The sequence below is a fragment of the Micromonospora sp. NPDC049102 genome (assembly GCF_043197485.1).
Classification (GTDB): Bacteria; Actinomycetota; Actinomycetes; order Mycobacteriales; family Micromonosporaceae; genus Micromonospora.
Genome location: NZ_JBICTE010000013.1, coordinates 95545 through 118789, shown reverse-complemented (window position 1 = coordinate 118789; position 23245 = coordinate 95545). Strand labels below are relative to the sequence as shown.

At 69.0% G+C, this 23245-nt stretch carries 18 protein-coding genes; 5 read left to right on the top strand and 13 right to left on the bottom strand.

Translation table 11 applies throughout. The annotated features are described in order from the left end of the window. Positions 1–9: 9 nt before the first annotated feature. Together ACGFH9_RS15715 and ACGFH9_RS15710 are read right to left on the bottom strand one after the other, a co-directional pair. Positions 10–1419 (bottom strand): endo-1,4-beta-xylanase, encoded by a 1410-nt coding sequence (locus tag ACGFH9_RS15715; RefSeq protein ID WP_393219316.1) that lies wholly within the window; start codon positions 1417–1419, stop codon positions 10–12. A gap of 34 nt (positions 1420–1453) precedes the next feature. Beyond that, positions 1454–2812 (bottom strand): PHB depolymerase family esterase, encoded by a 1359-nt coding sequence (locus ACGFH9_RS15710; protein WP_393219313.1) that lies wholly within the window; start codon positions 2810–2812, stop codon positions 1454–1456. Positions 2813–3122: 310 nt separating this feature from the next. Here ACGFH9_RS15710 and manD point away from each other — a divergent pair, with 310 nt between their 5' ends. Further along, on the top strand, positions 3123–4331 hold the full coding sequence (gene manD / locus ACGFH9_RS15705; protein WP_355243497.1) for a D-mannonate dehydratase ManD: 1209 nt from the start codon (positions 3123–3125) through the stop codon (positions 4329–4331). A 9-nt stretch (positions 4332–4340) separates the two neighbouring features. Here manD and ACGFH9_RS15700 read toward each other — a convergent pair whose 3' ends face one another. From ACGFH9_RS15700 to ACGFH9_RS15675, 6 genes are all read right to left on the bottom strand, one after another. Beyond that, positions 4341–6467 carry an alpha-glucuronidase gene (locus tag ACGFH9_RS15700; protein WP_393219311.1) on the bottom strand — a complete coding sequence of 709 codons (2127 nt, stop codon included), beginning with the start codon at positions 6465–6467 and terminating at the stop codon, positions 4341–4343. Positions 6468–6510: 43 nt separating this feature from the next. Continuing rightward, on the bottom strand, positions 6511–7200 hold the full coding sequence (locus ACGFH9_RS15695) for a hypothetical protein (protein WP_393219309.1): 690 nt from the start codon (positions 7198–7200) through the stop codon (positions 6511–6513). Between the two features lie 88 nt (positions 7201–7288). After that, positions 7289–8929, bottom strand: a complete 1641-nt coding sequence (locus ACGFH9_RS15690) for an extracellular solute-binding protein (RefSeq protein WP_393219306.1) — start codon at positions 8927–8929, stop codon at positions 7289–7291. Positions 8930–8981: 52 nt separating this feature from the next. Continuing rightward, positions 8982–9920 carry a carbohydrate ABC transporter permease gene (locus ACGFH9_RS15685; RefSeq protein WP_393219304.1) on the bottom strand — a complete coding sequence of 313 codons (939 nt, stop codon included), beginning with the start codon at positions 9918–9920 and terminating at the stop codon, positions 8982–8984. After that, the gene (locus ACGFH9_RS15680; RefSeq protein ID WP_355622231.1) at positions 9917–10909 is read right to left on the bottom strand and encodes an ABC transporter permease subunit; all 993 of its coding nucleotides are present in this window, start codon (positions 10907–10909) and stop codon (positions 9917–9919) included. The genes ACGFH9_RS15685 and ACGFH9_RS15680 overlap by 4 nt, the downstream gene beginning before the upstream one ends. Positions 10910–10918: 9 nt before the next feature. Further along, positions 10919–13309: a glycoside hydrolase family 3 N-terminal domain-containing protein gene (locus ACGFH9_RS15675; RefSeq protein WP_393219300.1), complete on the bottom strand. Its 2391-nt coding sequence runs from the start codon at positions 13307–13309 to the stop codon at positions 10919–10921. Between the two features lie 245 nt (positions 13310–13554). Here ACGFH9_RS15675 and ACGFH9_RS15670 point away from each other — a divergent pair, with 245 nt between their 5' ends. The 4 genes from ACGFH9_RS15670 to ACGFH9_RS15655 all read left to right on the top strand — a co-directional run bounded on the left by ACGFH9_RS15670 (position 13555) and on the right by ACGFH9_RS15655 (position 19630). Next, positions 13555–14595 (top strand): LacI family DNA-binding transcriptional regulator, encoded by a 1041-nt coding sequence (locus ACGFH9_RS15670; RefSeq protein ID WP_393219297.1) that lies wholly within the window; start codon positions 13555–13557, stop codon positions 14593–14595. Positions 14596–14609: 14 nt separating this feature from the next. Continuing rightward, positions 14610–15599, top strand: a complete 990-nt coding sequence (locus ACGFH9_RS15665) for an acetylxylan esterase (RefSeq protein WP_393219294.1) — start codon at positions 14610–14612, stop codon at positions 15597–15599. A 131-nt stretch (positions 15600–15730) separates the two neighbouring features. Next, on the top strand, positions 15731–16936 hold the full coding sequence (locus tag ACGFH9_RS15660) for a cellulose binding domain-containing protein (RefSeq protein WP_393219291.1): 1206 nt from the start codon (positions 15731–15733) through the stop codon (positions 16934–16936). 741 nt (positions 16937–17677) lie between these two features. Next, positions 17678–19630 carry a hypothetical protein gene (locus tag ACGFH9_RS15655; RefSeq protein ID WP_393219290.1) on the top strand — a complete coding sequence of 651 codons (1953 nt, stop codon included), beginning with the start codon at positions 17678–17680 and terminating at the stop codon, positions 19628–19630. 569 nt (positions 19631–20199) lie between these two features. On the opposite strand, the gene ACGFH9_RS15650 is transcribed toward ACGFH9_RS15655, so the two are convergent. From ACGFH9_RS15650 to ACGFH9_RS15630, 5 genes are all read right to left on the bottom strand, one after another. Then, positions 20200–20616, bottom strand: coding sequence for a DUF397 domain-containing protein (locus ACGFH9_RS15650; protein ID WP_393219288.1), 417 nt, complete (start codon positions 20614–20616; stop codon positions 20200–20202). Then, positions 20613–20879: a hypothetical protein gene (locus ACGFH9_RS15645; protein WP_393219286.1), complete on the bottom strand. Its 267-nt coding sequence runs from the start codon at positions 20877–20879 to the stop codon at positions 20613–20615. The genes ACGFH9_RS15650 and ACGFH9_RS15645 overlap by 4 nt, the downstream gene beginning before the upstream one ends. Then, a complete protein-coding gene (locus tag ACGFH9_RS15640) occupies positions 20876–21067 on the bottom strand; it encodes a hypothetical protein (RefSeq protein ID WP_393219283.1) in 192 nt (63 codons plus the stop codon). The genes ACGFH9_RS15645 and ACGFH9_RS15640 overlap by 4 nt, the downstream gene beginning before the upstream one ends. Positions 21068–21269: 202 nt before the next feature. After that, positions 21270–22445, bottom strand: a complete 1176-nt coding sequence (locus tag ACGFH9_RS15635; RefSeq protein ID WP_393219280.1) for a helix-turn-helix domain-containing protein — start codon at positions 22443–22445, stop codon at positions 21270–21272. 311 nt (positions 22446–22756) lie between these two features. Continuing rightward, entirely contained in the window at positions 22757–23221 is a 465-nt protein-coding gene (locus ACGFH9_RS15630; RefSeq protein WP_393219278.1) for a MaoC family dehydratase, read from the bottom strand. Positions 23222–23245: the final 24 nt, after the last annotated feature.

Here is a 23245-nt window from a genome sequence, read left to right as displayed (position 1 = left end):
TTTGGGGTTTTAGCGGGGGGTGCAGGTGGGGGTTGGGGTGCCGGCGGTGCCGGTGCCCTGGAAGCCGAACTCGGTGGACTGGCCGGCGCCAACCTGGCCGTTGTAGGACACGTTCGTCCAGGTAGTCGTGCCGGTGCTACCGCTGTGGTCGGCACTCCAGGCGTTGGTGACGGTCGCGCCGGACGGCAGGTAGATCGTCACGGTCCAGCCGTTGAGGGCCGACGAGCCGGCGGTCACCCGTACGTTCGCCACGAAGCCACCGTTCCACTGGTTCACCGTCACGGAGGCGGAGCAGTCACCCTGCCCGGGCGGCGGAGTGGTGGGCGGTGGAGTCGTGGGCGGCGGGTCGCTGGGCGGCGGGGTTGTCGGCGGCGGCGTGGTGGGCGGCGGCGTCGTCGGGTTGGTGCCGCTGTTCAGCGCGGCGAGCACGGCGTCGTACGCGGGCTTCTTCTGGCCGCTGTTGTTGAACAGCAACGGCGACTGGTAGGACCGCCACGAGTCGCTGTCCCGGATGCCCCACACGGTGATGCCGTTGCAGCGCGCCACCGCGAGGCAGTCCTCGACCACGCTCCGGTACGTGTTCGCCGGGGCGCCCTCGATGTCCAGCTCGGTGATCTGCACGTCCACACCCAGCGCCGCGAAGCTCGACAGTGTGGTGCGGTAGTTGCTGACGTACGGGGAGTCGCTGTTGAAGTGCGACTGGAAGCCGACGCAGTCGATCGGCACGCCACGGGACTTGAAGTCGCGGACCATGTTGTAGACGCCCTGCGTCTTGGCCCACGTCCAGTTGTCGATGTTGTAGTCGTTGTAGCAGAGCTTCGCGCCCGGGTCCGCGGCCCGTGCGGCACGGAACGCGGCCTCGATCCAGTCGTTGCCCGTGCGCTGGAGGTTCGAGTCGCGCCGACCGCCGGAGTTGCCGTCGGCGAACGCCTCGTTCACCACGTCCCAGGAGTAGATCTGCCCACGGAAGTGCGTGGCCACCTGCGTCACGTGGTTCAGGATCGCCTGCCGCAGAGCGCTTCCGCTCATGCCCTGCATCCAGCTCGGCTGCTGGGCGTGCCAGGCCAGCGTGTGACCGCGTACCTGCATGCCACGGCTGCGGGCGTGGTTGACGATCTGCTCGGCCGAGCCGTAGCTGAACCGGTTCTGCTGCGGTTCGGTGGCGTCGATCTTCATTTCGTTCTCGGCCGTCACCATGTTGAACTCACGGTTCAGGATCGTGGTGTACGCGCTGTCCGAGAGCTTGCACCCGGCAACGGCCGTACCAAAGTAGCGGCCCTTCTCGGCGGCGGACGCGCCGAGCGTGGTCCCGGCGGCGGCGGGCGCCGTCAGGACCAGCGCCATGCCGGCGGCGAGCGCGCCTGCCCCGGCCAGCGCGACGGCGGCTCTCGATGCCGCCCTCCATCTCGTATTTCCCATTCGTGTGACTCCTTGCGGATGGGGTGCGGTGGGGTCAGGAGACCGAGCAGGCGGCACCGTTGAGGGCGAACGACGTGGGCTTGCCGGCGTCGCCGGTGTGGGTGGCCTGGAAGCCGATGTCGACCGACGTGTTCGGGGCGATGGTGCCGTTGTAGGAGACGTTGCGGGCGGTCACCGCGCCGCTGGTCGGCGAGTAGGCGGCGTTCCAGCCACCGGTGATGCTCTGGCCGCTGGGCAGGGTGAACGTCAGCGCCCACCCGTTCACCGCGGTGGTGCCGGTGTTGGTGATGCTCACGCTCGCGGTGAGCCCGTTGTTCCAGGCGTTGACCGTGTAGGTGACCCGACAGGCGCCCGCGCTGGGCGGCGGCGGCGTGGTCGGCGGAGGCGTGGTGGGAGGCGGCGTGGTGGGCGGCGGCGTGGTCGGCGGAGGCGTGGTGGGCGGCAGCGTGGTCGGCGGAGGCGTCGTGGGCGGGGCGGTGCCGTCGAGGCCGAAGAAGCGGATCACCTGGGCGGCGTCGACGGGGATGTTGTGCGTGACGCCCTGCATGCTGATCGCCTCGACCGGGGCCATCGGGCCGCTGCTGCCGTACCGGGTGCGGGTGTATCCCGACTGCGGAGAGTCGGTGTACGTCGGGGTCTGGCTCAGACCATGCACGTTGGTCCACTGCTTGACCTGCTCGCCGAAGTTCGGGTAGCGCAGGGTGTCGTCGCTCGTGCCGTGCCAGATCTGCATCCGCGGTCGGCGGCCGCTGTAACCGGGGTACGCCCCGCGGACCAGGTCGCCCCACTGCTGGGCCGTCTTGATGAGCTGCCCGTTCGCGCACTGGCTGTTCCACTCCGAGGTGCCCCCGGTGGCGAAGCAGGCGAACGGCACCCCGGCGAAGGACGCGCCCGCCGCGAACACGTCCGGGTAGTCACCGAGCATGACGTTGGTCATCATCGCGCCCGACGAGGTGCCGGTGGCGAAGACGCGGTCCGGGTCGGCGGAGTACCTCTGCTTGACGTAGTCGATCATCGAGACGAGCCCGACCGGGTCGCTGCCCCCGCCTCGGCGCAGCGCCTGCGGCGAGGCCACGTCCCAGCACTTGCTGCTGCGGGTCGCCGACGGGTAGATGACGATGAAGCCGTACCGGTCGGCGAGGGACGCGTACTGCGTGCCGGAGTAGAAGGCGGGGCCGGTGCCGGTGCAGTAGTGCAGGGCGAGCAGGATCCCCGGGCGCGACGCCACCCGGTCCGGGACGTACAGGTGCATCTGGAGGTTGGTGGGGTTGTTGCCGAAGCCGGTCACCTGCGTGAGCGTCGCGGCCGACGCGGGGGTGGCGAACGCCAGCGCGGCCGCGGCGACTGTCGCGACGGCCGTGAGGACGCCGAGCAGCCTTGTCTTCAGTGTCATGGATCGCGATCCCTCGGGGACATGGCGCATGGAAGGGGGTTAGTCGAGGACTGCCCTTCGCCCGACCGTGACCGCGGCTCGCGTGACCGATGTCAGCTTCAATCGAGCACACTCGATTGTCAAGGCTTCCGGAAACCTTTCGGCGTAAGGCATTGCGCGGTCACCAGCACCGGTTTCGGGGCCGGCGGGACCCTGCGCCACCGGCCGACGCCGGGATATTATCGGCACGTTCCCGATAAGCAGACCGTCCTCGCGTGCACCCCCCCTGCGAGCGTCCTCACCCGACTCCCGCGGGCACGAAGGAGATCGAGTGAAGATCGTCGACGCCCGAGTCATCGTGACCTGTCCGGGCCGCAACTTCGTCACCCTCAAGATCGTCACCGACGAGGGCGTTACCGGCGTCGGTGACGCCACTCTGAACGGGCGGGAGTTGGCCGTCGCGTCCTACCTGCGCGACCACGTGGCGCCGCTGCTGATCGGCCGTGACCCGGCGCGGATCGAGGACACCTGGCAGTACCTCTACCAGGGCGCGTACTGGCGGCGCGGTCCGGTCACGATGAGCGCGATCGCCGCGGTGGACACCGCCCTGTGGGACATCAAGGGCAAGGTGGCGGGCCTGCCGGTCTACCAACTGCTCGGCGGCCGGTCCCGCGAGGGCGTCACGGTGTACGGCCACGCCAACGGCGAGACCGTCGAGGAGGTGCTGGTCGAGGTTGCCCGCTACGTCGACCTCGGCTACCGGGCGGTCCGGGTGCAGTGCGGTGTGCCGGGTCTGCCCCAGACGTACGGGGTCAGCGCCGACAAGCTCTTCTACGAACCGGCCGACGCCGCTCTGCCCAGCGAGGCCACCTGGTCGACGCAGCGCTACCTGTCGCACGTGCCAAGCGTCTTCGCGCGGGTCCGCGACGAGTTCGGTCCCACCCTGCGGCTGCTGCACGACGTGCACCACCGGCTCACGCCCATCGAGGCGGCCCGGCTCGGCCGGAGTCTGGAGCCGTATGCGCTGACCTGGATGGAGGACCCGGTCCCCGCCGACCTCCAGGAGGGTTTCCGGCTGATCCGGCAGCACACCACCACGCCGATCGCCGTGGGCGAGGTCTTCAACACCGTCTTCGACGCGGCACAGCTCATCCGCGAGCAGCTCATCGACTACATCCGGGCCACCGTGGTGCACGCCGGCGGGATCACCCACCTGCGGCGCATCTTCGACCTCGCGGCGCTGCACCACGTCCGCAGCGGCTCACACGGCGCCACCGACCTCTCCCCCATCTGTATGGCCGCCGCGCTGCAACTCGACATCTCGATCCCCAACTTCGGCCTCCAGGAGTACATGCGGCACACCGCGCAGACCGACGAGGTGTTTCCACACGGCTACCACTTCGCCGACGGCTACCTGCACCCCGCCGAGGCGCCCGGGCTGGGCGTCGACATCGACGAGGAGGCGGCGGCCCGCTTCCCGTACGCGCCCGCGTACCTGCCGGTCAACCGGTTGGAGGACGGGACCGTGCACCCCTGGTGAACCGCTGGCTCAGTAGATGCGTCGTCCTCGCGCGTCGGGCACCCCGGACTTGCGGAAGAAGTACGTGTTGATCTGATCCCGCCACTCGGTGGCGCTGCGCACCTGCTCGTCGAGGCGCTCGGCCACCCGCTCGTACACGGCCGGGTCGATCATCCCGTTCAGCGTCTGCCACCGACGCCGCATCACGGCCACCTCCTCGACGCCGGCGAAGTGGGTGTCGTAGATGTGCTGGATGACCGTCGACCCACTGTGCAGGACGTGCGTGTACGGCACGTGGTGGAAGAACAGCAGCAGCTCGTCCGGGCAGGTCCGCGTCGACTCGTACACCTCGGCCCAGTACGGCGGGTACTGGCCGGCGAAGCCGGTGCCCGAGGCGCGACTGCGGTCCACGCCCACGCCGTCGCGGTCGGCGAAGTGGTAGGTGCCCCAGCGCGAGTACTCGTACCCGTCGACGTCGGGGCCGTAGTGGTCGCCGGGGTGGACCATGAAGCCGACACCCAGCGGGGCGGTGTACCGCTCGTAGGTGCGCCACGAGTCGTCCATGATCTCGTGCAGCGTCCGCCGGACCAGCTCCGGATCGACGGTCGCCGACGGTGGAAACGTCAACGTCATCCACTCGTCGAGGATCGCCGTCGGGTCGAGCCGGGGGTCCCAGGCGAGCCGGCCGACCGTGTACAGGTTGGCCTGCGCCAGCGGATGCCCGGTCCAGAACAGGTCGTCACCGGTGTTGGCGACGGCGACCAGGCCTCCGCCCTTGCCCGCCTCGCCGGTGACCACGTCGGCGATCGTGCGCCCGTCGGGGCCCCAGGGCGCGAAGCCCAGCACCTCGCCCCAGCACGGCCCGAGGTGGCAGACGTGCCGCTGCTGACCCGTGTACTCCTGGGTGACCTGCACCTCGACCGCGACCCGGGTGGCCGGCATGGCGGCGAGCACCGGCGAGACCGGTTCCCGCGTCTGGAAGTCCACCGGGCCGAACTTCACCTGGAGCACGACGTTGGTACGGAACCGCCCGTCGAGGGGGGCGAAGTGGTCGTACGCTGCCCGCGCCCGGTCGGTGGACCGGTCCCGCCAGTCCTGGTGGTGGTTGTAGACGAACGCCCGCCAGTGCACAACTCCCCCGTACGGGGCGAGGGCCTCGGCGAGCAGGTTCGCCCCGTCGGCGTGGTCGCGTCCGTAGGTGAACGGGCCGGGCTGCCCCTCCGAGTCGGCCTTCACCAGGTAGCCGCCGAAGTCGTCGATGCGCTCGTACACCCGCCGGGTGGTGGCCGCCCACCAGGCGCGCACCTCCTCGTCGAACGGGTCGGCGGTCGGCAGCGCGCCGAGGACCATCGGCGCGGCGAAGGTGACCGACAGGTGCACCCGGATGCCGTACGGGCGCAGCACGTCCGCGATCTGGGCCACGTCGCCGAGTCGGTCGGTCAGCAACAGCGCCTCGGCGTGACCCACGTTGACGTTGTTCACCGAGATCGCGTTGATCCCGCTGGCCGCCAACAGCCGTCCGTACTCCCGAATGCGGGTCAGGTCCCCGCGCGGACGACCGCCGGCCCAGAAGATCGAGCCACCGGCGTACCCCCGCTCCATCTGGCCCATCACCGGATGCACGGCCACGTTGTCCCAGTGGTTCAGCATGCGTCGGCGCAGCGCGGGTCGGTGCAGCTCGGGTGGACGGGCCGGGTCGAAGGCGGCCGCGCAGAGCCGTACGACGTGGAACAGCCCGTACAGGAGGCCGGCGGGCGCGTCGGCCAGCACCACAGTCGTCGCACCGCTGCGGGCCAGCAGGAACCCCTCGTCGCCGAGCGTCCCGTCGTCGCCCATGTCGGCGAGCGCCGCCTCCCCCGCCGAACGGGCCGCCTCGACCGCGGAACTGGGCAGCTCGGGCGCCCCGCGAAGGGTGAGCACCAGGTCGACGTCGACGTCCCAGGAGGGGGAATGCCACACCCGACCGCCGTAGCGCGTGCAGGCGCGCGTCACCTCGTCGAGGACGGTGTCGACGAGCAGCCCGTCGCCGTGCACGAGGACGCGTCGCGCGCCGAGGGCCCGGAACGCCTCCGGCGGCAGCCACGCGGGGTGGACGCGCGGTTCCTCGACGTCGGGCGGCTCCGCCACGAACACCGTCTCCTCCAAGTCCGCGTTCACGCGTCTCTCCGCGTGACGATCACCTCGGCGGTCGTGGAGCGGCTCATGCGGTGAACTCCTTCCGGATCAGGTCGACCATCGGGTCGGCGACGCGCAGGACCCCCAGGATCAGGACCGAGGCGAGGAGCGCCAGGACCCCTTCGGAGAAGACCGCGGTGATCCCGGCCGCCGCGCCGAGCAGCAGGGCGTTGCCGACGGAGACCCCGGGGGTACGGACGAGGAAGTGCACGGCCAGGCGTAGGACGTCACGGGTACGGAACTGGAATAGCGAGGTGACCACCAGCGCGTTGGCCGCGCAGAGTGCCACCCCGACCGCGACCAGGACCAGCGGGACCACCCACCAGGTGGGCAGGCCGACCGCGTCGCGGTAGGCGAGGTTGAGCGCGAGCACCGTCAGCCACGCCAGCGCCGGTGTCCAGACCCGCAGCGCGCCACCGACGTTGCCGCGGTAGCCCCGCCAGAACAGCGCGGCGGGTCGCAGGTCCGTCAGGTCGGGCCGCTGGTGGCGCAGGGCGTACAGGGCGGCGGAGACAGCCGGCCCGACCGGTGTCAGCAGCAGCGCGACCAGCGGCAGGTTGCTGGGGTCGCGGTCGAGCAGCAGCAGCGGGAGCAGGCCGGGCAGCGTGGTGAGGAGGAGCAGCACCTCGACCACGAGCAGGATGTAGACGCGGGACGCGAACCGGGACAGGGGTCCGTCGCCGAGCTGCCGCCGGGTCTGCGCCGTGTCGTTCACTGTCCTACTCCTCCCGGTCGGCAGGCGATTCCCGCGCGGATTGCCGTGGTCGGCCGGTCCGGGACGCGTCACCGGACCGGCCGACACCTCAGCGGTGGTCCTTCTGGTAGCGGTCGTACGCCTTGTTCACCATGGTCAGGTAGGCGTCCATGTTCTTGCCCTTCAGCTCGGCCACGTAGGCGTCCCACTGGGCGAGGTCCCGCTGGCCCAGCGCGAACTGGAGAGTCGCCTGGTAGACGGCGTCCTTCAGCGGCGTCTCCCACAGGGACGCCTGCTCCCGCTCCTCGTCGGTCAACGGATGCGGCGGGGGCACGACGACCGGCGTGCGGGCGTTCATGACCTTTTGGAACTCCTGCTCCTCCGGGGCGAAGAAGCCCTGCACCAGCTCCGGCTTGCCGCCGTACGCGAAGACCCCGTTGTAGAAGCCGAAGTCCTTCTGCAGGTGCTTGGGGGCCTTGGGGTTGAGCCCGATGACGTTGACGTCCGGCGCCAGCTTGGGCTTGCCGGCGGCGTCCCGGACGAACGTCTTTCCCTCGACGCCCCACTTGGCGAACTCCTGGCCGGCGTCGGAGTACCAGAGCCAGTCGATGAACTGCATCATCGCCACGAAGTTCTTGCTCTCGCGGGCCTTCGCGGAGATCATCACGCCGTTCTCCAGCCGGTTGGCCGGGTTGACCTCACCGGCCGGCCCCACCGGCAGCGGAATCTTGGCGATCCTGGCCTTGGGGTTGGTCTTGGCCAGGTCCGGCCGGTAGTCGTTCACCACGGCCTGGGCGTTGGCGCTGATCACGAAGGACTTACTGTTGGCGAGCTTCTGCCGGGCCTGGTCGTCGGTCTGGGTGAAGCTCTCCGGGTCGAGCAGCTTCTCCTTCACCAGCTTGTTGAGGTACTGGAGCATCTGCTTGTACGGGTCGCTCGCGCCCGTGTAGACGAACTTCTTGGCGTTGGCGTCCCAGCTCGTGTGCTGGAAGTTCCAGCCCGCACCCTGCAAGCCGTACGACACGGCCAGGATGTTGAGCAGGTTGCCAGCCGGGTTGGGCTTGCTCCACCGGTCCGAGAACGGGTACACGTCCGGGTACTTGGCCTTCATCGCCTTGAGCACCGTGTACAGCTCGTCCCAGGTCTTCGGCGTGCTCAGCTTCAACTCGTCGAGGATGTCGGTGCGGATCGCCACCGAGTAGTCCTGCCAGGGCTTCTCGTGCAGGCCGGGCAGCACGTAGAACTTGCCGTCCTCCTGCCGCCGCCCGTCGATCTCGGGCTTCAGGTTCCACCGCGAGATCTTGTCCTGCAGGTTCGGCATGAGGTCCAGGTAGTCGCTGACCGGCAGGATCGCCCCCGAGGACACGTACGCGTCCTCCTGCCCCGGGTACGTCTTCGGGATGATCATCGGGGCGTCACCGGCGCCGATCAGCAGGCTGCGCTTCTGCTCGTAGTCGCTCAGCGGCACGGCGACCGGCGTGAGGGTGACGTTGGCCCGCGACTTCAGCTCGGACCAGAACAGCCAGTCCTCGCGCAGCGGGTAGTTCGGGTGGTTGTTGTACAGGAGGGAGAAGGAGACCGGCTCGCTCGCCTTGAACTGCTTGCCGATGCCGTAGTCGGACATCGCGCCGGCCCGGTTCTCCGACAGGTCCTTGGCGTCGGACGGCTCATCACTGCAGGCGGCGATGCTGGTCGCCGTGAGCAGCACAGCTACCGCTGTCGCGACGCGGCGCCACGATCGGTGGAGCATGGCGGTCCTTTCGGGTTCGGTGGTTCGGTGGAGGAACAGGTGGACGTGCTGGCTAGCCCTTCACGGCGCCGAGCATCACGCCGCGGACGAAGTACCGCTGGACGAACGGGTAGACCAGGAGGATCGGCAGGGTCGTGAGCACGATCGTCACGGACTTGAGCGTCGCCTCGGCCTGCACCTCGTCGGCCTCGGCGATCGCGCCGACGTTCTCCGCACCGGTGGCCCCGGCGATCAGGTTGCGCAGATAGACGGTCACCGGCCACAGCTCCTGCTTGTCCATGTAGAGGAAGGCGGCGAACCAGGAGTTCCAGAAGGCCACGGCGTAGAACAGCACCATCGTGGCGACGATCGCCTTCGACAGTGGCAGCACGATGCGCAGCAGGATGCCGTACGTGTTGAGGCCGTCCACGGCGGCAGCCTCTTCCAGGTCGGTGGGCAGGGACTCGAAGAACGCCTTCATCACCAGGAGGTTGAACACGTTTATCGCGTTGGGCACCGCGATGGCCCAGACACTGTTTTTCATGCCCAGGCTGGTGACCAGCACGTAGTTGGGAATCAGACCGCCGGTGAAGAACATGGTGAAGACGGCGACGCCGATCAGAGCCGTACGTCCCCGCAGGTGCTTCTTGGACAGCACGTACGCGTAGCAGGTGGTCAGCACGATCGAGATGGTCGTGGCGACCACGGTGTAGAAGACGGTGTTGCGGTAGTTGGTCCAGAACAGCGAGTCGTTCAGCACGAGCCGGTAGGTGTCCAGGTTGAATCCGCGCGGCACGAGGTTGACCTGGCCGGCGATGATGTAGCCCTCGTCGCTGAGGGAGCGGGCCAGGACGTTGACGAACGGGAACAGGGTCGCCGCCACCACGATGGTGAGCACGATCGCGTTGCACACCTGGAACACGCGGTAGCCCCGGCCCTGCTGGATACCGCGAGGCCGAGCGCGGACGGGTGGGTCGCTCGCGCGGAGGGTGTCGGTGGCGTCGACTGTCACCACAGGCTCGTCCCCACCGTGCGCCGAGCGATCAGGTTCGCCGTCAGGACCAGCGTGAGCCCGATGACCGCCTCGAACAGTCCGATGGCGGCGGCGTAGCTGAAGTTGCTGGACCCGAAGCCCATCCGGAACAGGTACGTGGAGAGCACGTCGGCGGTCGGGTAGGTCAGCGGGTTGTAGAGCAGCAGGATCTTCTCGAACCCGACCGCCATGAACGTGCCGATGTTGAGGATCAGCAATGTCACCATGGTGGGCCGGATGCCCGGGAGCGTGACGTGCCAGGTCTGCCGCCACCGGTTGGCGCCGTCGATCCGCGCCGCCTCGTACAGGTCGTCGTCGACGGTGGTGAGCGCGGCGAGGTAGAGGATGGTGCCCCAGCCGACCGTCTGCCAGACCTCGGACGACACGTAGATCGTCCGGAACCATTCGGCGCGTTGCAGGAACGGCACCGCCTCGCCGCCGGCGGCCTGCACGATCTGGTTGACGGTTCCGTCGACGGAGGTCAACTGCATGACCATCGCCGCGACGATCACGATCGACAGGAAGTGCGGCAGGTAGGACACGGACTGCACGAACCGCCGCAGCCGCCGGGCGCGCACCTCGTTGAGCAGCAGCGCGAGCACGATCGGCAGCGGGAAGCAGAACAGCAGGGTCAGCGCCCCGAGCACCAGGGTGTTCGTGAAGACGTCCCAGAACGTCGGGTCGCTGAGGAACATCCGGAAGTACCGCAGCCCGACCCAGTACTCACCGAAGATGCTCCCGCCGGGCTTGAACCGGCGGAACGCGATGACGTTGCCGATCATCGGGAGATACCTGAAGACCAGGAAGAACAGCAGCGGCAGGATGGCGAGCGAGTAGAGCTGCCAGTCCCGGCGCAGCGACTGTCGCCAGGTGCGACGCCGACGGGGCGCGCGTGGGCCGGGATCGGTGGCCTCCACCGCGGCGTCGGGTGGCGCCGGCGGCGGTGGCCGTAACGTCTCGGATGTCATCCTCGCCTCCTATGCGGAGTGCGGAACGGCCACGAGCGGCTCGATCCGCACCGACGTGAGCAGTTCCCGCTGGTGCCCGACCTGGCGTTCGGCCCCGGTGAGCCGCAGCCGCAGCGCGTCGGTCATCTCCCCGCTCGACCGTCCGAACCGCAGCTCGACCGCGCCGGGTTCGACCACACGCTGGCCGGTCCGGCCGGTGAACGACGTGACGTCGGCCGGTACGCCGAACGTCACGTGTGCCCGCGCTCCAGCCTCGAGGGGCACCCGGGCGAAGCCCACCAGCCGGTTCACCGGGCGGGTGGTCTGCGCGACGGGGTCGTGCAGGTAGAGCTGCACCACCTCGGTGCCGGCCCGGTCGCCGCTGTTGTGGACGGTGATCCGCACCCGGACCTCGCCGTCCACCGGCCAGGGGGTCGTCTCGTCCCGAACCGCGTCCACCGGCGTCACGACGGTGGCGTCGGACCACTCGAACGTGGTGTAGCTCAGACCGTGGCCGAACGGGTACGCCGGGGTCGGGTCGATCGAGGACACCTTGTTGCATCGCCCGAGCGGCGGCGACAGGTACGTGCCCGGCAACCCGCCGGCGTGGCGGGGCACGCTGACCGGCAGTCGCCCGGACGGGTTGACCGCGCCGGTGAGCACCTCCGCGAGCGCCTGCCCGCCACGTTGGCCGGGGAAGAACGCCTGCACGACGGCCGCCGCTGTGTCGAACTCCGGCCCGAGCGCGTACGGCCGGCCGGTCATCAGCACCAGCACGACCGGGGTGCCGGTGGCGAGGACAGCCCGGACGAGGTCGGCCTGCACTCCGGGCAGCCGCAGGTCCGCGGCGTCGCAGCCCTCGCCGGAGGTGCCCCGGCCGAACATTCCCGCGCGGTCCCCGACGGCGAGCACGCACACGTCCGCGCCGGCCGCCGCGGCCACCGCGGCCGGGATGCCTGAGGCGTCCTCGCCGGTGATGGCGCAGCCCGGCTCGTGGGTGAGCAGTGGAACACGCCGGGCCAGCTCGTCGCGCAGTGTCGGGATCTCCACTCCCAGGCCGTGCTCGGGGTGGTGGACGCCGACGTGGTTGGGAAAGGTGTAGCAGCCGAGCATGGCCATCGGGTCGTCGGCGAGCGGACCCACCAGGGCGACCCGGGTCGCGACGGGCAGCGGCAGCGCGCCCGTGTTGCGCAGCAGCACGATGGACTCCCGGGCCAGGCGTACGGCGACGTCCCGGCTGACCTCGTCGTCGAGGCGCAGGTCCGCGGCGTCGTCGGGCAGGGCCCGCCAGTCCTCGTCGAGCAGCCCGAGTTCGACCTTCTGGACCAGCACCCGTCGGGCGGCCCGGTCGATAAGCGCCTCGTCGACCGCGCCGGCGTGGACCGCCTCCACCAGCGCCTCGCCGAAGGCGTCCACGGTGGGCAGTTCCACGTCGATGCCGGCGCGCAGCGCGAGGTGGGCGGCGTCGACGGCACCCTCGGCGACGCCGTGCAGGGTCTCCAGGAACCGTACGGCGAAGTAGTCGGCGACCACGATGCCGGTGAAGCCCCACTCATCGCGCAGCAGCCCGGTCAGCAGGTGCTCGTCGGCGGCGGCGGGCATGCCGTCGATCTCGGCGTAGGAGTTCATCACCGACCGGGCGCCGCCGAGACGCAGGGCCATCTCGAACGGCGGCAGGATGTGATCGGCCAGCTCGCGGCGGCCCATCGACACCGGGGCGAGGTTCCGTCCGCCCCGGGAGGCCGAGTATCCGGCGAAGTGCTTGAGGGTGGCCACCAGACCGGTGTTCTCCAGGCCCCGCACGTACGCCGCGCCGGTCGTTCCCACCAGGTACGGGTCCTCCCCGATGGTCTCCTCGGTGCGGCCCCACCGGTAGTCGCGGGTGACGTCGAGGACGGGCGCGAGGCCCTGGTGTACGCCCGCGGCGCGCATCGACGCCCCGATCCGCCCGGCCATCTCCTCCACCAGTTCGGGGTCGAACGAAGCGCCCCAGGCCAGCGGGGTCGGGTAGACGGTGGCCTTCCAGGCGGCGAACCCGGTCAGACACTCCTCGTGCACCTGGGCCGGGATGCCGAACCGGCTGACGGCCACGATCTGCTCCTGGGACGCGGCCAGCGAGCGGGCGCCGAGCACCGGATCGACCGGCGCGGTGCCGAACGGGCGGGTGAGTTGACCCAGCCCGTACCGGATGATCGTGTCCCACGGCGGGGTGCCGTCGATCATGTCGGACTGGTGCGGCGCGACGCCCTCACCCGATGCCTCGGCGCCGACCCAGACCCCGAAGAGCTGGGCGATCTTCTCCTCGACGGACATCCGCGCGAGCAGCGCCTCGGCCCGCTCGGCCGGCGACAGCCGGGTGTTGCGCCACGGTACGGCGTCGCCGGACGCCGGTTCACCGTCGGCGGGCAGCTGACTTGTCATGCCGAGACCCCTTAGCTCCGGCCACGATCGCCGTCGTGGGACCGGTTCGTGGCGCGCGGTTCCACAATCCGAAACTTTCCGGAAACCAGAGCAACCTTTTCGGCAACCTAAGTCCGCCGCCAGAGCGTGTCAAGAGTTTCGATGGGTCCTGAGACGCCTCCCAGGCCGCTTACCTGCATCGACGGTCATCGTCAACCGATCGTGCTACGGTCTTCCGAAAATTTCGGATGCTGTATGAGGCTGCGATGACAGAGCCCCACCCGCTCGGCCCACCCGGCTCCACCACCACCATCGCGACGATCGCCCACGACGTCGGCGTCTCGGTCGCGACGGTCTCCAAGGTCCTCAACGGACGCGAGGACGTCTCCCCCGGCACCAGAGCCCGGGTCGAGGCGAGTCTCGACCGCCACCAGTACCAGCGCCGCAACCGGCGGTCGTCGTCCGGCGCGCGTCGGATCGACCTCGTCTTCCACGAGTTCGACACCGGGTGGGCGATGGAGGTCCTGCGCGGCGTGGAGGCGGTGACGAGCCTCGCCGGCGTCGGCCTCGCCGTGTCGCAGCTCGGCGGCGCACACCGTCCGCCGCCACGGTGGCTCGACACCCTGCTCGGGCAACGTCCGCTGGGCGTGCTGCTCGTCCTCTGCCACCTCACCGACGCACAGCAGCAGCTCCTACGGCGTCAGAGCGTGCCGTTCGTCGTGATCGACACGGACAGCGCGACCTCGGCCTCCGTGCCCACGGTCGGTTCGAACAACTTCAACGGCGGCCTGCTCGCCGCTCGACACCTGATCGAGCTGGGGCACCAGCGGATCGCGGTCATCTCCGGGCCACCCGACATGCTGTGCAGCCGGGCCCGGGCCGCCGGTTTCCAGTCCGCGCACGACGAAGCCGGGTTGACCCTCGACCGCGAGCTGATCCGCTACGGGAGTTTCTCCGCCGGCACCGGGCACGCCCACGGGTTGCAGCTGCTGCAACGACCGGACCGGCCGACCGCGATCTTCGCCGGGTCGGACATCCAGGCGATGGGGGTGCTCCGGGCCGCCCGGCGGTGCGGCCTGCGCGTTCCCGAGGACCTCTCGGTGATCGGGTACGACAACCTGCCGCTGGCCACCTGGACCGATCCGGCCCTCACGACGATCAACCAGCCGCTGCGCGACATGGCCGGCATCGCCACCCAGATGCTGCTCGACCTGTCCGCCGGCACCGAGCCGGCGACCAGCCGGATCGACCTGGTGACCGAGTTGGTCGTCCGGGAGAGCACCGCACCCCCCGCCCCGCCACGCTGACCCTGCGAGGAACCGTGCCCGACTCCGCTGTCCGCCTCGACGAGCTCGAGCGATACGCGCCCACCATCGTCGAACCGGAGGACTTCGACCGGTTCTGGGGTGACACCCTCGTCGCGGCAGCCGCCCGTCCGGTGCTCGTCGACGTCCGCCCCGAACCCACCGACCTGCGCGTCCTCGACACCTGGGACGTCACGTTCGCGGGCTTCGACGGCGACGAGGTACGGGCCTGGTTCACCCGCCCGGCGGGCGTACCCGAACAGCTGCCCACCGTGGTGGAGTACGCCGGCTACGGGCGTGGCCGTGGCCTCCCCCACGAGCGGCTGGTCTGGCCGGCGGCCGGATACGCGCACCTGTTGATGGACAACCGGGGCCAGTCCGGGCTGTACGCCGCCGGGGACACCGCCGACCCGCACGGCGCACCCGGCGGACCCTGGCCGGCGACCTGGGGCATCCTCGACCCGCACGACTACCACTACCGACGGCTGATCACGGACGCCGTCCGGGCCGTCGCGGCGGTACGCGCCCTGCCCGGAGTCGACGCGGGACGGGTCGCCCTGCTCGGCAACAGCCAGGGCGGGGGCGTGGCCCTGGCTGTCGCCGGCCTGGTCGACGATCTCGCGGCGGTGCTGATCACCGCGCCGTTCCTCTGCGACGTCCAGCACGCCATCGCGCTCAGCGACGCCTCGCCGTACGGCGAGATCGCCCGGTACCTGGCGGTGAACCGGGAGGCCGAGGCCGCGGTTCGACGCACGCTGTCCTACGTCGACGGGGTGACCTTCGCCCGACGGGCCACCGCGCCGGCGCACTTCGGCATCGGCCTGCGCGACACCGTCTGCCCGCCGAGCACCGGCTTCGCCGCCTACAACCAGTACGGCGCCGCGACCGGCCGGCCCGAAGCCCCGCGGCGGGAGATGCACGTGTACCCGTTCAACGGTCACGAGAGCGGAGAGGCGCTGCACGTCCGGCGGCAACTGCGCTGGCTCGCCGCGACGCTCGCGAGCTGAGCCCACCCATGGCCGGCGATCGATGCATTGCCGGTGTTAGCGATAACAAGCTATGGTGCGTCCGGGCGGGGTGAAGGGCACATCCCGACGTCCGGGTTCCTGGTCGTCGCACCATCACCCGAGGAAGCCCCATGAGCACTGTGACCCTTGGTAAACCCGTCCCCCCGACACCCGCCAGGCCCGCGACCGCCCAGAGGCCCCGACGGGCCCGGCTGTGGTGGGCTGCGCTGGCCGCCGTCGCGGCCATGACCGCCGCCGTGCCGGTGGCGACCGCGCCCGCGAGCGCCGAGTCCAACGGCGGGGTACGCGTCATGCCCCTCGGCGACTCGATCACCGACGGCTTCAACGTCGCGGGTGGCTACCGGATCGAACTCTGGCAGCGGTTCGCGTCCGGCGGCTACCGGATCGACTTCGTCGGCTCCATGTTCAACGGCCCGTCCAGCCTCGGTGACCACGACCACGAGGGTCACTCCGGTTGGACCATCGCGCAGATCGACGCCAACATCGTGAACTGGCTGCGCGCCACCAACCCACGGACCGTGCTGCTGCACATCGGCACGAACGACATGTACGGCGACACGTCCGGTGCTCCCGGTCGGCTGGCCACCCTGGTCGACCGCATCACCAACACCGCACCGAACGCGGACGTGTTCGTGGCGACGATCATCCCGAAGTCCGGCGCGGACAACGTGGTCCGGGGCTACAACGCGGCGATCCCGGGGATCGTGCAGACCCGGGCCGCGGCCGGCAAGCACGTCCACCTGGTCGACATGTACCGCGCGCTGACGCTCAGCGACCTGGCCGACGGCGTCCACCCCAACGCCACGGGCTACCGCAAGATGGCCGTCGCCTGGTACGACGCCCTGCGCGCGGTGCCCGGCAGCATCGGCGTAGACACGCCGCCCACCACCACTCCCCCGCCGACCACCCCGCCCCCGACGACGCCGCCGCCGACCACGACGCCGCCGCCGACCACGCCGCCGCCGACGACTCCCCCGCCCACCACGCCGCCGCCGTCCGGAGACTGCCGCGTCACGTACACGGTCAACGCCTGGAACAACGGTCTCACCGCGTCCGTCTCGGTGACCAACACGAGCAGCAGCGCGATAAACGGGTGGGCGCTGGCGTTCACGCTGCCCAGCGGGCAGACCATCACCGGCGGCTGGAACGCCGCCTACTCGCCGACGAGCGGCGCGGTGACCGCCCGCAACGTCTCCTACAACGGCACCATCGCCCCGAACACGTCGGTCGACATCGGCTTTCAGGCCACCCACACCGGCAACGCCGGCAAGCCGAGCGCCTTCACGCTCAACGGCACCGTCTGCGCGGTCGCCTGACACACGCCCCGAGCACGGAACGCAGGGGCGGCGAGACGTTCTTCTCGCCGCCCCTGCAGGTACGGGTGGCTCAGGACCGGGCTGGAGCCTGGTCGATCTGGCTGTGACCCACCAGCCGGGTACCGGAAGCGTCAGTGCCGCAGGCGGCACGCTGACTGCCCTGGCGACGCTCTCGGTGCCTGGCGCGGGTGCCCTAGTGCTTGAGATTGACGCGCGCGCCTTGTTCAGGCGCTTCATGCCCTGCTCAACGGCAAGCCCCACGCCGTCCGGGAGGTGAGGGGTCAGCTTCTCGACGTACTGGTCGAAGGTTTTCAAGGCCGCAGCGCCCACGTGGTCGGCAGTCCAGGTTGAGGAAGCTCTCGACCGCGTTCTGAAGCGCCAGAACACCGGCGAACGACGTCGGCTTGGCACTGCTCGGCACCGAGCGTGTGCAGGTAGCGGATGAACGCCAGACGGCGGGCCGCGTTGGGGCTCAGCGGCATGTCAGGACTCCCTCACCACTCGCCACCTGGCACATCAACCTGCGCCGGTGTGTTCGCTGAGCCAGGGAGGCGGTGTCGGCGTACACGAACCAAGCCGCTGAGCTATCCGGCAAAGATGCGGCGGGTGCAGCGTCGCCGCCCGAACTGGTGCCAACTTAGCTTTCGCCCTGTCGCTGCACCGGCGACGATTGTCTCGGTCCGCCTAAAGTAGGGGAAGCCCGAGCCCCCCGACCGGCGTTGAACGCTCGTAAGGATCATCATGGACGGTGAGACCGCAGACGACCAGCTTGCTCCGCGGCTCCGCTACTACGGTGCTGGCGACTTCGCGACATACTGGCAGATCCACCGAGCGGCCGAGGTGATTGAGGGGTTTGATCCGTTCGCTCCGCCTGACGGGGTCAACGACATCTTGGAACTCCACAACGCTCGTCTGTTCGTCGAGGCAGGTTTCATCCCAACGGACGTCGTTGAAGAAGACCGGAATGCACTGGTCTTATCTGCCAAGCCTATCAGGCGGACCGTCGCCCAGTGGTTCGGCGCCTTGGAGAACGACAACCTCGCCGACATGTTGACGGAAGTCGATTGGCAGTACCACGAGCACCTCCTCGATCTCCTGGCTGGCCTCGGAGTCTTCGGGCGCTGCTCCGCACAGGCGATGCTGACTGCGCTCGACGGAGCGAAGATTCACATCGGCGACATGCTCACGAGCAAGCGGCTCGTGGAGAACTACGGCACGACCATCCGGGAGCGGCTCCTGGCCGAGCCGGATCGAGCCGAACTCGTGGTCAGGCATCATCTCGAAAGCGGGTCGAGGAATGAGATCTTCCTCCCCGCCACCTTCACTCCCGCCGACTCCCGGGCACTGATGGAGGCTTACATCGACAGCGCGGAGCCGAATCCGAACTACTTGAAATTGATCGCGGACGCCCCAATCGACAGCAAGAGCGGGGTAGATGCCAAGTTGGTCGTCAAGGCGAAACGGCGTTACGACGCAATGATTGAGGATTTTTTCAAGACGACTCCCGGCATAAGAACCGGTTGCACCGTTGCCGTCTCACCGGCTCAGGTCGAGCCGGTGAAGGCAACGTTGAATAACATGGTCATCGAGTACACTTTCAGCCAGGCCTGGCTGGAGGGCACGTTGGAATACCCGTCAGTGTTAAACAATTTTCAGTTCCTGTTCGAATTTGCGCCACAGGACGGACTCCTAACGCTACCAGCATTCAATAGTGAGCGCCGCGGGCTAGAACTCGCTATGGGCCTGAACGGGGCAAAAGATTACCCGACGGGCCACATTTTCACCGCCAAGGATCGCGCAACGCTACTCCAAACGGCAATGTACCAGCATTACCTCGGGACGAAGGACATCGACCTTGAGGAGGTGCTCCGCTGGTACTTCGAGGAGCATCTTCCCGTGGAATACGGCATCTCGGGTTTCGTGTTCAGCCCGTCCAACGAAAAGGCGAACTATCTGGAACGCTGCCGGAACTTGTTCGCCGAAATGGAATCCATCGCCACGCAGTTCGGGCTGCTTGTCGAGGATAGCGAGATCGACCATGACGTAGCCGCCGCAGGGGCCGATCTAATCCGATACCGGACTATCCCTAGCGCCTTGGAAGGCAAGTACGCCTACCCGACCAACCATACTGAAATCCGCACGATCCTGCACGCCCTGTTCTCGGATCAATCACACCTGACTTACATCAACGAGGATATCCGCGGCGCAGACTTCGTCGACCTGCTGCGGCGGAACAAGGTCTCGTACGGATCGCTGCACGAATACCAACGGCCCCTCGTCGACAAGCTCATCGAACACGGGGTCGTCGAGAACACAGGCGACCGCATCCGACTCAAGGATTCTGACGTGTTCCATGTGCTGCGATCGCTCAACGACAACGAGGCCGTCGCCTACCACCATCTCAACACGAGGTGCCGCACACACGTCGATAGGATGGTGGGTGCTGAATGGCTCGTCAGGCGCTCGTCGTTGTTCACCGAGGCCGAGGCCGCCTACTTCAACTACAACCTAAACTCGGTCGACTTCAGTAACGGTCCGAAACTCCGAAATAAGTACCAGCACGGTGTTCAGCCCAAGGGCAACGGCGAAGCCCAGCATCAGCAGACCTATTACGCGGCACTGCGACTGATGGTTGCCCTCACAATCAAGATCAACGACGAGTTCTGGCTTCTTGACATGACAAAGAAGCGGTGAGGCTGACGGGTTGTCGGAAGACGGCTATGGGCGATGGAATTGCTATGTAGGCCTGCCCAGGGAATCCGATTCCCAGCGAGGAAGGCTTGTCACCGTATGATTCTGCGACTAAAGCTAAAGAGTTGGAACGGGCGGCGGCTGCAATGCCTCTCTTCTGCCGCATCTACCGGCTGACAAGGGTAAGCCGATGGCATAAGTTGGCCTCGGTACAGGCTGCCGTTACCGGATCCGGACTACCGGAGCCGCGGTAGCTGAGTTCGTCAGGGGCCGACTTCGGCCTGCGGGGTCAACCGGGCAATGACGGTGAGGCTGGCTGACTGCCGCCTGTCATCTCGGCCGTCCACGAGGGGGTCGATCGACTCCGGCCGGCGGGATTGGCCAGTTACCGTGCAGCCGCTGTAAGCACTTTGTCCGGGAGCAGTCACATCACCAGCCCCTTCCCTCGGCGCGAATGCGGTCACCGCCGCAGTCGTGCGGAGTCGGCGGGGATCCAGGTATGCAGCCCATCCACTGTGACGGGCCTTGCGTGAGGGGTCGACCGGCCCGCGTTGTCGATCGGCCCCTCCACGTTAGAATGCCTGGCCTGCCCGCACCGAGGCGATGAACGCCGACCACTCGCGCTCATCGAACGTCACCTGCTCGTCCGGCCGCTGCGAGTTCCGCACGATCCGGTTGAGGTCGGCGTCGATGGCGACCTCCACACAGTTCGGGCCGGAGCTACCGCATCGTTTCGGACGCACGAACGTGAGTTGCCGCAAGGTTTTGCTCCTCTCCTCAGCCGGCCGTCGGGTGCGGCTGGTCGTCGGTGCGGGTGGTCCGAGGTGCCACAGGTCGTGGGCGACCAGTTGGCCGAATGCTTGCGCCCACGACCAACACCGACCCCGGGTGCCGCAGCGGGGACAGCGCCCGTCGAGGGGCTGGTGCGTGGTGATGGTCTGCCACCAGCGGCGTGCGGACGCCGCCGACGGCGAGAGCGTGCTGCTCACGCTCGCTGCCCGGAGGCGGTGGCGGCGAGGACGTCGACGCTGACCAGTACCTCCCAGCAGAACGGAGCAGTGCAGTCCGCCGTGGACCAACTGCACTCCGGGCCGTGGCCGTACACCCAGGCAAACCGGGGGTCGTGTGACTCGTGGACGTTGACGATGACGATGTCGTGGCAGGTTTGGCCCTCGATGCCGGGGCTGGGCTGCCACTCGCCGGGCCGCACAGACACCCGCGTGCCGGGCTCGGGCATCGGCCGGCCGGTCACGGAGCCAACCTGTCGTGGCCGCTGGCCCGGTGGTGCGCCTGCGTGATGACCCGGGCCTGGGCCAGGAGCAGCCGCTTGGCCCTCTCCTGCTCGGCGGCCTGAATGCGCGCGCCGGTGCCGGGCGGGACGGGCGGACCACCACAAGCAGCCATCCAGCCCTTTACTGCGCAAACGAGTCTGCGGATCATCTGCACACCCCTCGCCTCGAGAGCGAAGGCGGCCGGCTCCGTCCAACGCGACCGCCTTCACCCTTCCTGGCGGGACTGCGGCAGTTGATCGACCATCACGTCGGCTCGGATGCTCATTACCGTCGTCCCGTAGTCGGGACGTTACGGGCCGTCAACGGCGCTCTGAACTCGCCGAGTGTCCGCTGTCCGCCGAACCTGTCCGCTACTCGGTCCGGGCTGGGCCGAACTCCGCCATCACGTCCCGTAGGTCGGCGGCCTCGGGTGCGCCCGTCTGCTCGACGCGGCGCAGCACCTCCCGCGCCCGCCACCAATTGGAGGGCACCACTCGCCCAGAGGTGACCGCCGCGGCGGCGAACGCTGACGCCTCGTCGGGGCGGCCCGTGGTGGCCAGTGCGAGGCCGAGGTCGAGGCGGGCCGACGCCGACCGTCGAGGTCGTTCACCGCCGTCTCCACGTGGATCCAGATTGGCCAGCACCTGCCGGGCGACCTGCTCCGCGCCGGGGTCACCCGCCCACGCCAGCGTCGTAGCCGTGTACGCCTCAGCTTTCGCTGGGTCGTATCGGTAGTGGTGCTCGGCCCGGTCCGGGAGAGGCAGGTTCGCGGTTAACCGTTCCACCCGGTCCAGCGCCCGGCGCGTCTCGCGGACAGCGCCCATCCGGGCCCACGCTCGCGCTTCCTGCGCTGTCGCCTGAATGTGGGCGGAACTGCCGACGGGCGCCGCCTGCTGCGCCTGTTGCGACAGGGCGAGAGCGGTCCGGTAGTCGCCGAGCGTCAGCACCTCCCACGCGCGAGTTTCCAAGCACCACCCCTGAATCTCCCGGTGCTCTGCGTGCCCGGCCAGTCCGGACGCGGCGGCGAGGTGGGCGGATGCGGCACGCGGCTGTTGCAGGTCGATGTGCACGGTGGCCCGCAGGACGGCCAACCATCCACCGGCGACGACCAGCCGCCGCTGCTGGGCGAGGGTGACCCGCCCGTCGAGCAGGCGGGTGACGTAGGCCAGATGCCGGCGCACCATCGGCAGCAGGTCCGCCGGGGCGGCGGTCGGGTACAGGATGGCGAGTTCGTCAACACGCTGCTCGATGCGGGCGAGAGTTTCGGCGCTGACGTCGCTGGCCGAGACCCGTTGGAGCAGGTCGTCCGCTTCGGCTTCGTGGTCGACGGGAGCGGCGACCAGGCGGGCGAGCCTGCCGCCTGCGTTGAGTGCCTGGTCGAGGTGGCGGGCGGTCTCGAAGGTGGCCGCCTTGCTGCCGTTCTCCAGTTCGTGGAGGTGGCTCTTGCCGCGATGAGTGAGCTGGGCGAGCGCCCGCAGGGACAGGCCGGCCTGCTCACGCAGTTGCCGGAGCGTGGCGCCGAAGCGTGGGTCGACCTGGGCCGTCATCGCGGTGCTCCCGGTAGAGGACGGGAATGGCGACACCATCGACCTCGACACCGGCGGGCCGCCATGTCGAAGGTACCGCCCTTTTGCCTGGCTCAGCATGCTCCGGCGCGCAGTAAGGCGCCTAGGGCGCTGACCATCCGCTGCGGCTGGCCGCCGTGCCGATGTGCTGTTGAGCGTGATGCCGCAGAGTCATCAAGATGCCTCTGAGGCATCACGCTCACGCACGCATCCGCCCTCACGGAGGTGACCGAGGGTCACCTCCGTCCGCCGGCTGAGCTGTTCGCGGCGACCGGCGACCGTCGGACGACCGCTCAGCGGGTCGCCGTGCGGTAGAGGCGGCTCACCGTCTCGGCGACGCAGACGGGCTTGTCGCCGCCGTCACTGTGCACCGTCACCGCCGTGACCATCTGCACCCCGCCGCTGACGGGCGACACCTCGGCGATGACCGCGCTGGCCCGGACGGCTGCGCCGACCCGCAGTGGCGCGGGGAAACGCACCCGGTTCAGCCCGTAGTTGACCCCCATCGCGATGCCCTCGACGCGGTAGAGCTGGCCGGCCAGCGCGGGCACCAGCGACAGGGTGAGGAAGCCGTGCGCGATCGGGGCACCGAAGGGACCTGCCGCCGCGCGTTCCGGGTCGACGTGGATCCACTGGTGGTCGTCGGTCGCGTCGGCGAACAGGTTCACGCGATCCTGGTCGATTCGCTGCCAGGGACCGGGGCCGAGGGTCTCGCCGACCGCGGCGGCCAGTTCGTCGACGGAGGTGAAGACTCGCATGCGGGTGTCCTTAGCGCTGGAGGG

Bases quoted from the DNA above. Each gene is read 5' to 3' on its own strand.
- ACGFH9_RS15715 (WP_393219316.1), bottom strand. From the start codon at position 1,419: ATGGGAAATACGAGATGGAGGGCGGCATCGAGAGCCGCCGTCGCGCTG.
- ACGFH9_RS15710 (WP_393219313.1), bottom strand. From the start codon at position 2,812: ATGACACTGAAGACAAGGCTGCTCGGCGTCCTCACGGCCGTCGCGACA.
- ACGFH9_RS15690 (WP_393219306.1), bottom strand. From the start codon at position 8,929: ATGCTCCACCGATCGTGGCGCCGCGTCGCGACAGCGGTAGCTGTGCTG.
- ACGFH9_RS15680 (WP_355622231.1), bottom strand. From the start codon at position 10,909: ATGACATCCGAGACGTTACGGCCACCGCCGCCGGCGCCACCCGACGCC.
- ACGFH9_RS15675 (WP_393219300.1), bottom strand. From the start codon at position 13,309: ATGACAAGTCAGCTGCCCGCCGACGGTGAACCGGCGTCCGGCGACGCC.
- ACGFH9_RS15670 (WP_393219297.1), top strand. From the start codon at position 13,555: ATGACAGAGCCCCACCCGCTCGGCCCACCCGGCTCCACCACCACCATC.
- ACGFH9_RS15660 (WP_393219291.1), top strand. From the start codon at position 15,731: ATGAGCACTGTGACCCTTGGTAAACCCGTCCCCCCGACACCCGCCAGG.
- ACGFH9_RS15655 (WP_393219290.1), top strand. From the start codon at position 17,678: ATGGACGGTGAGACCGCAGACGACCAGCTTGCTCCGCGGCTCCGCTAC.
- ACGFH9_RS15640 (WP_393219283.1), bottom strand. From the start codon at position 21,067: ATGATCCGCAGACTCGTTTGCGCAGTAAAGGGCTGGATGGCTGCTTGT.
- ACGFH9_RS15635 (WP_393219280.1), bottom strand. From the start codon at position 22,445: ATGACGGCCCAGGTCGACCCACGCTTCGGCGCCACGCTCCGGCAACTG.
- ACGFH9_RS15630 (WP_393219278.1), bottom strand. From the start codon at position 23,221: ATGCGAGTCTTCACCTCCGTCGACGAACTGGCCGCCGCGGTCGGCGAG.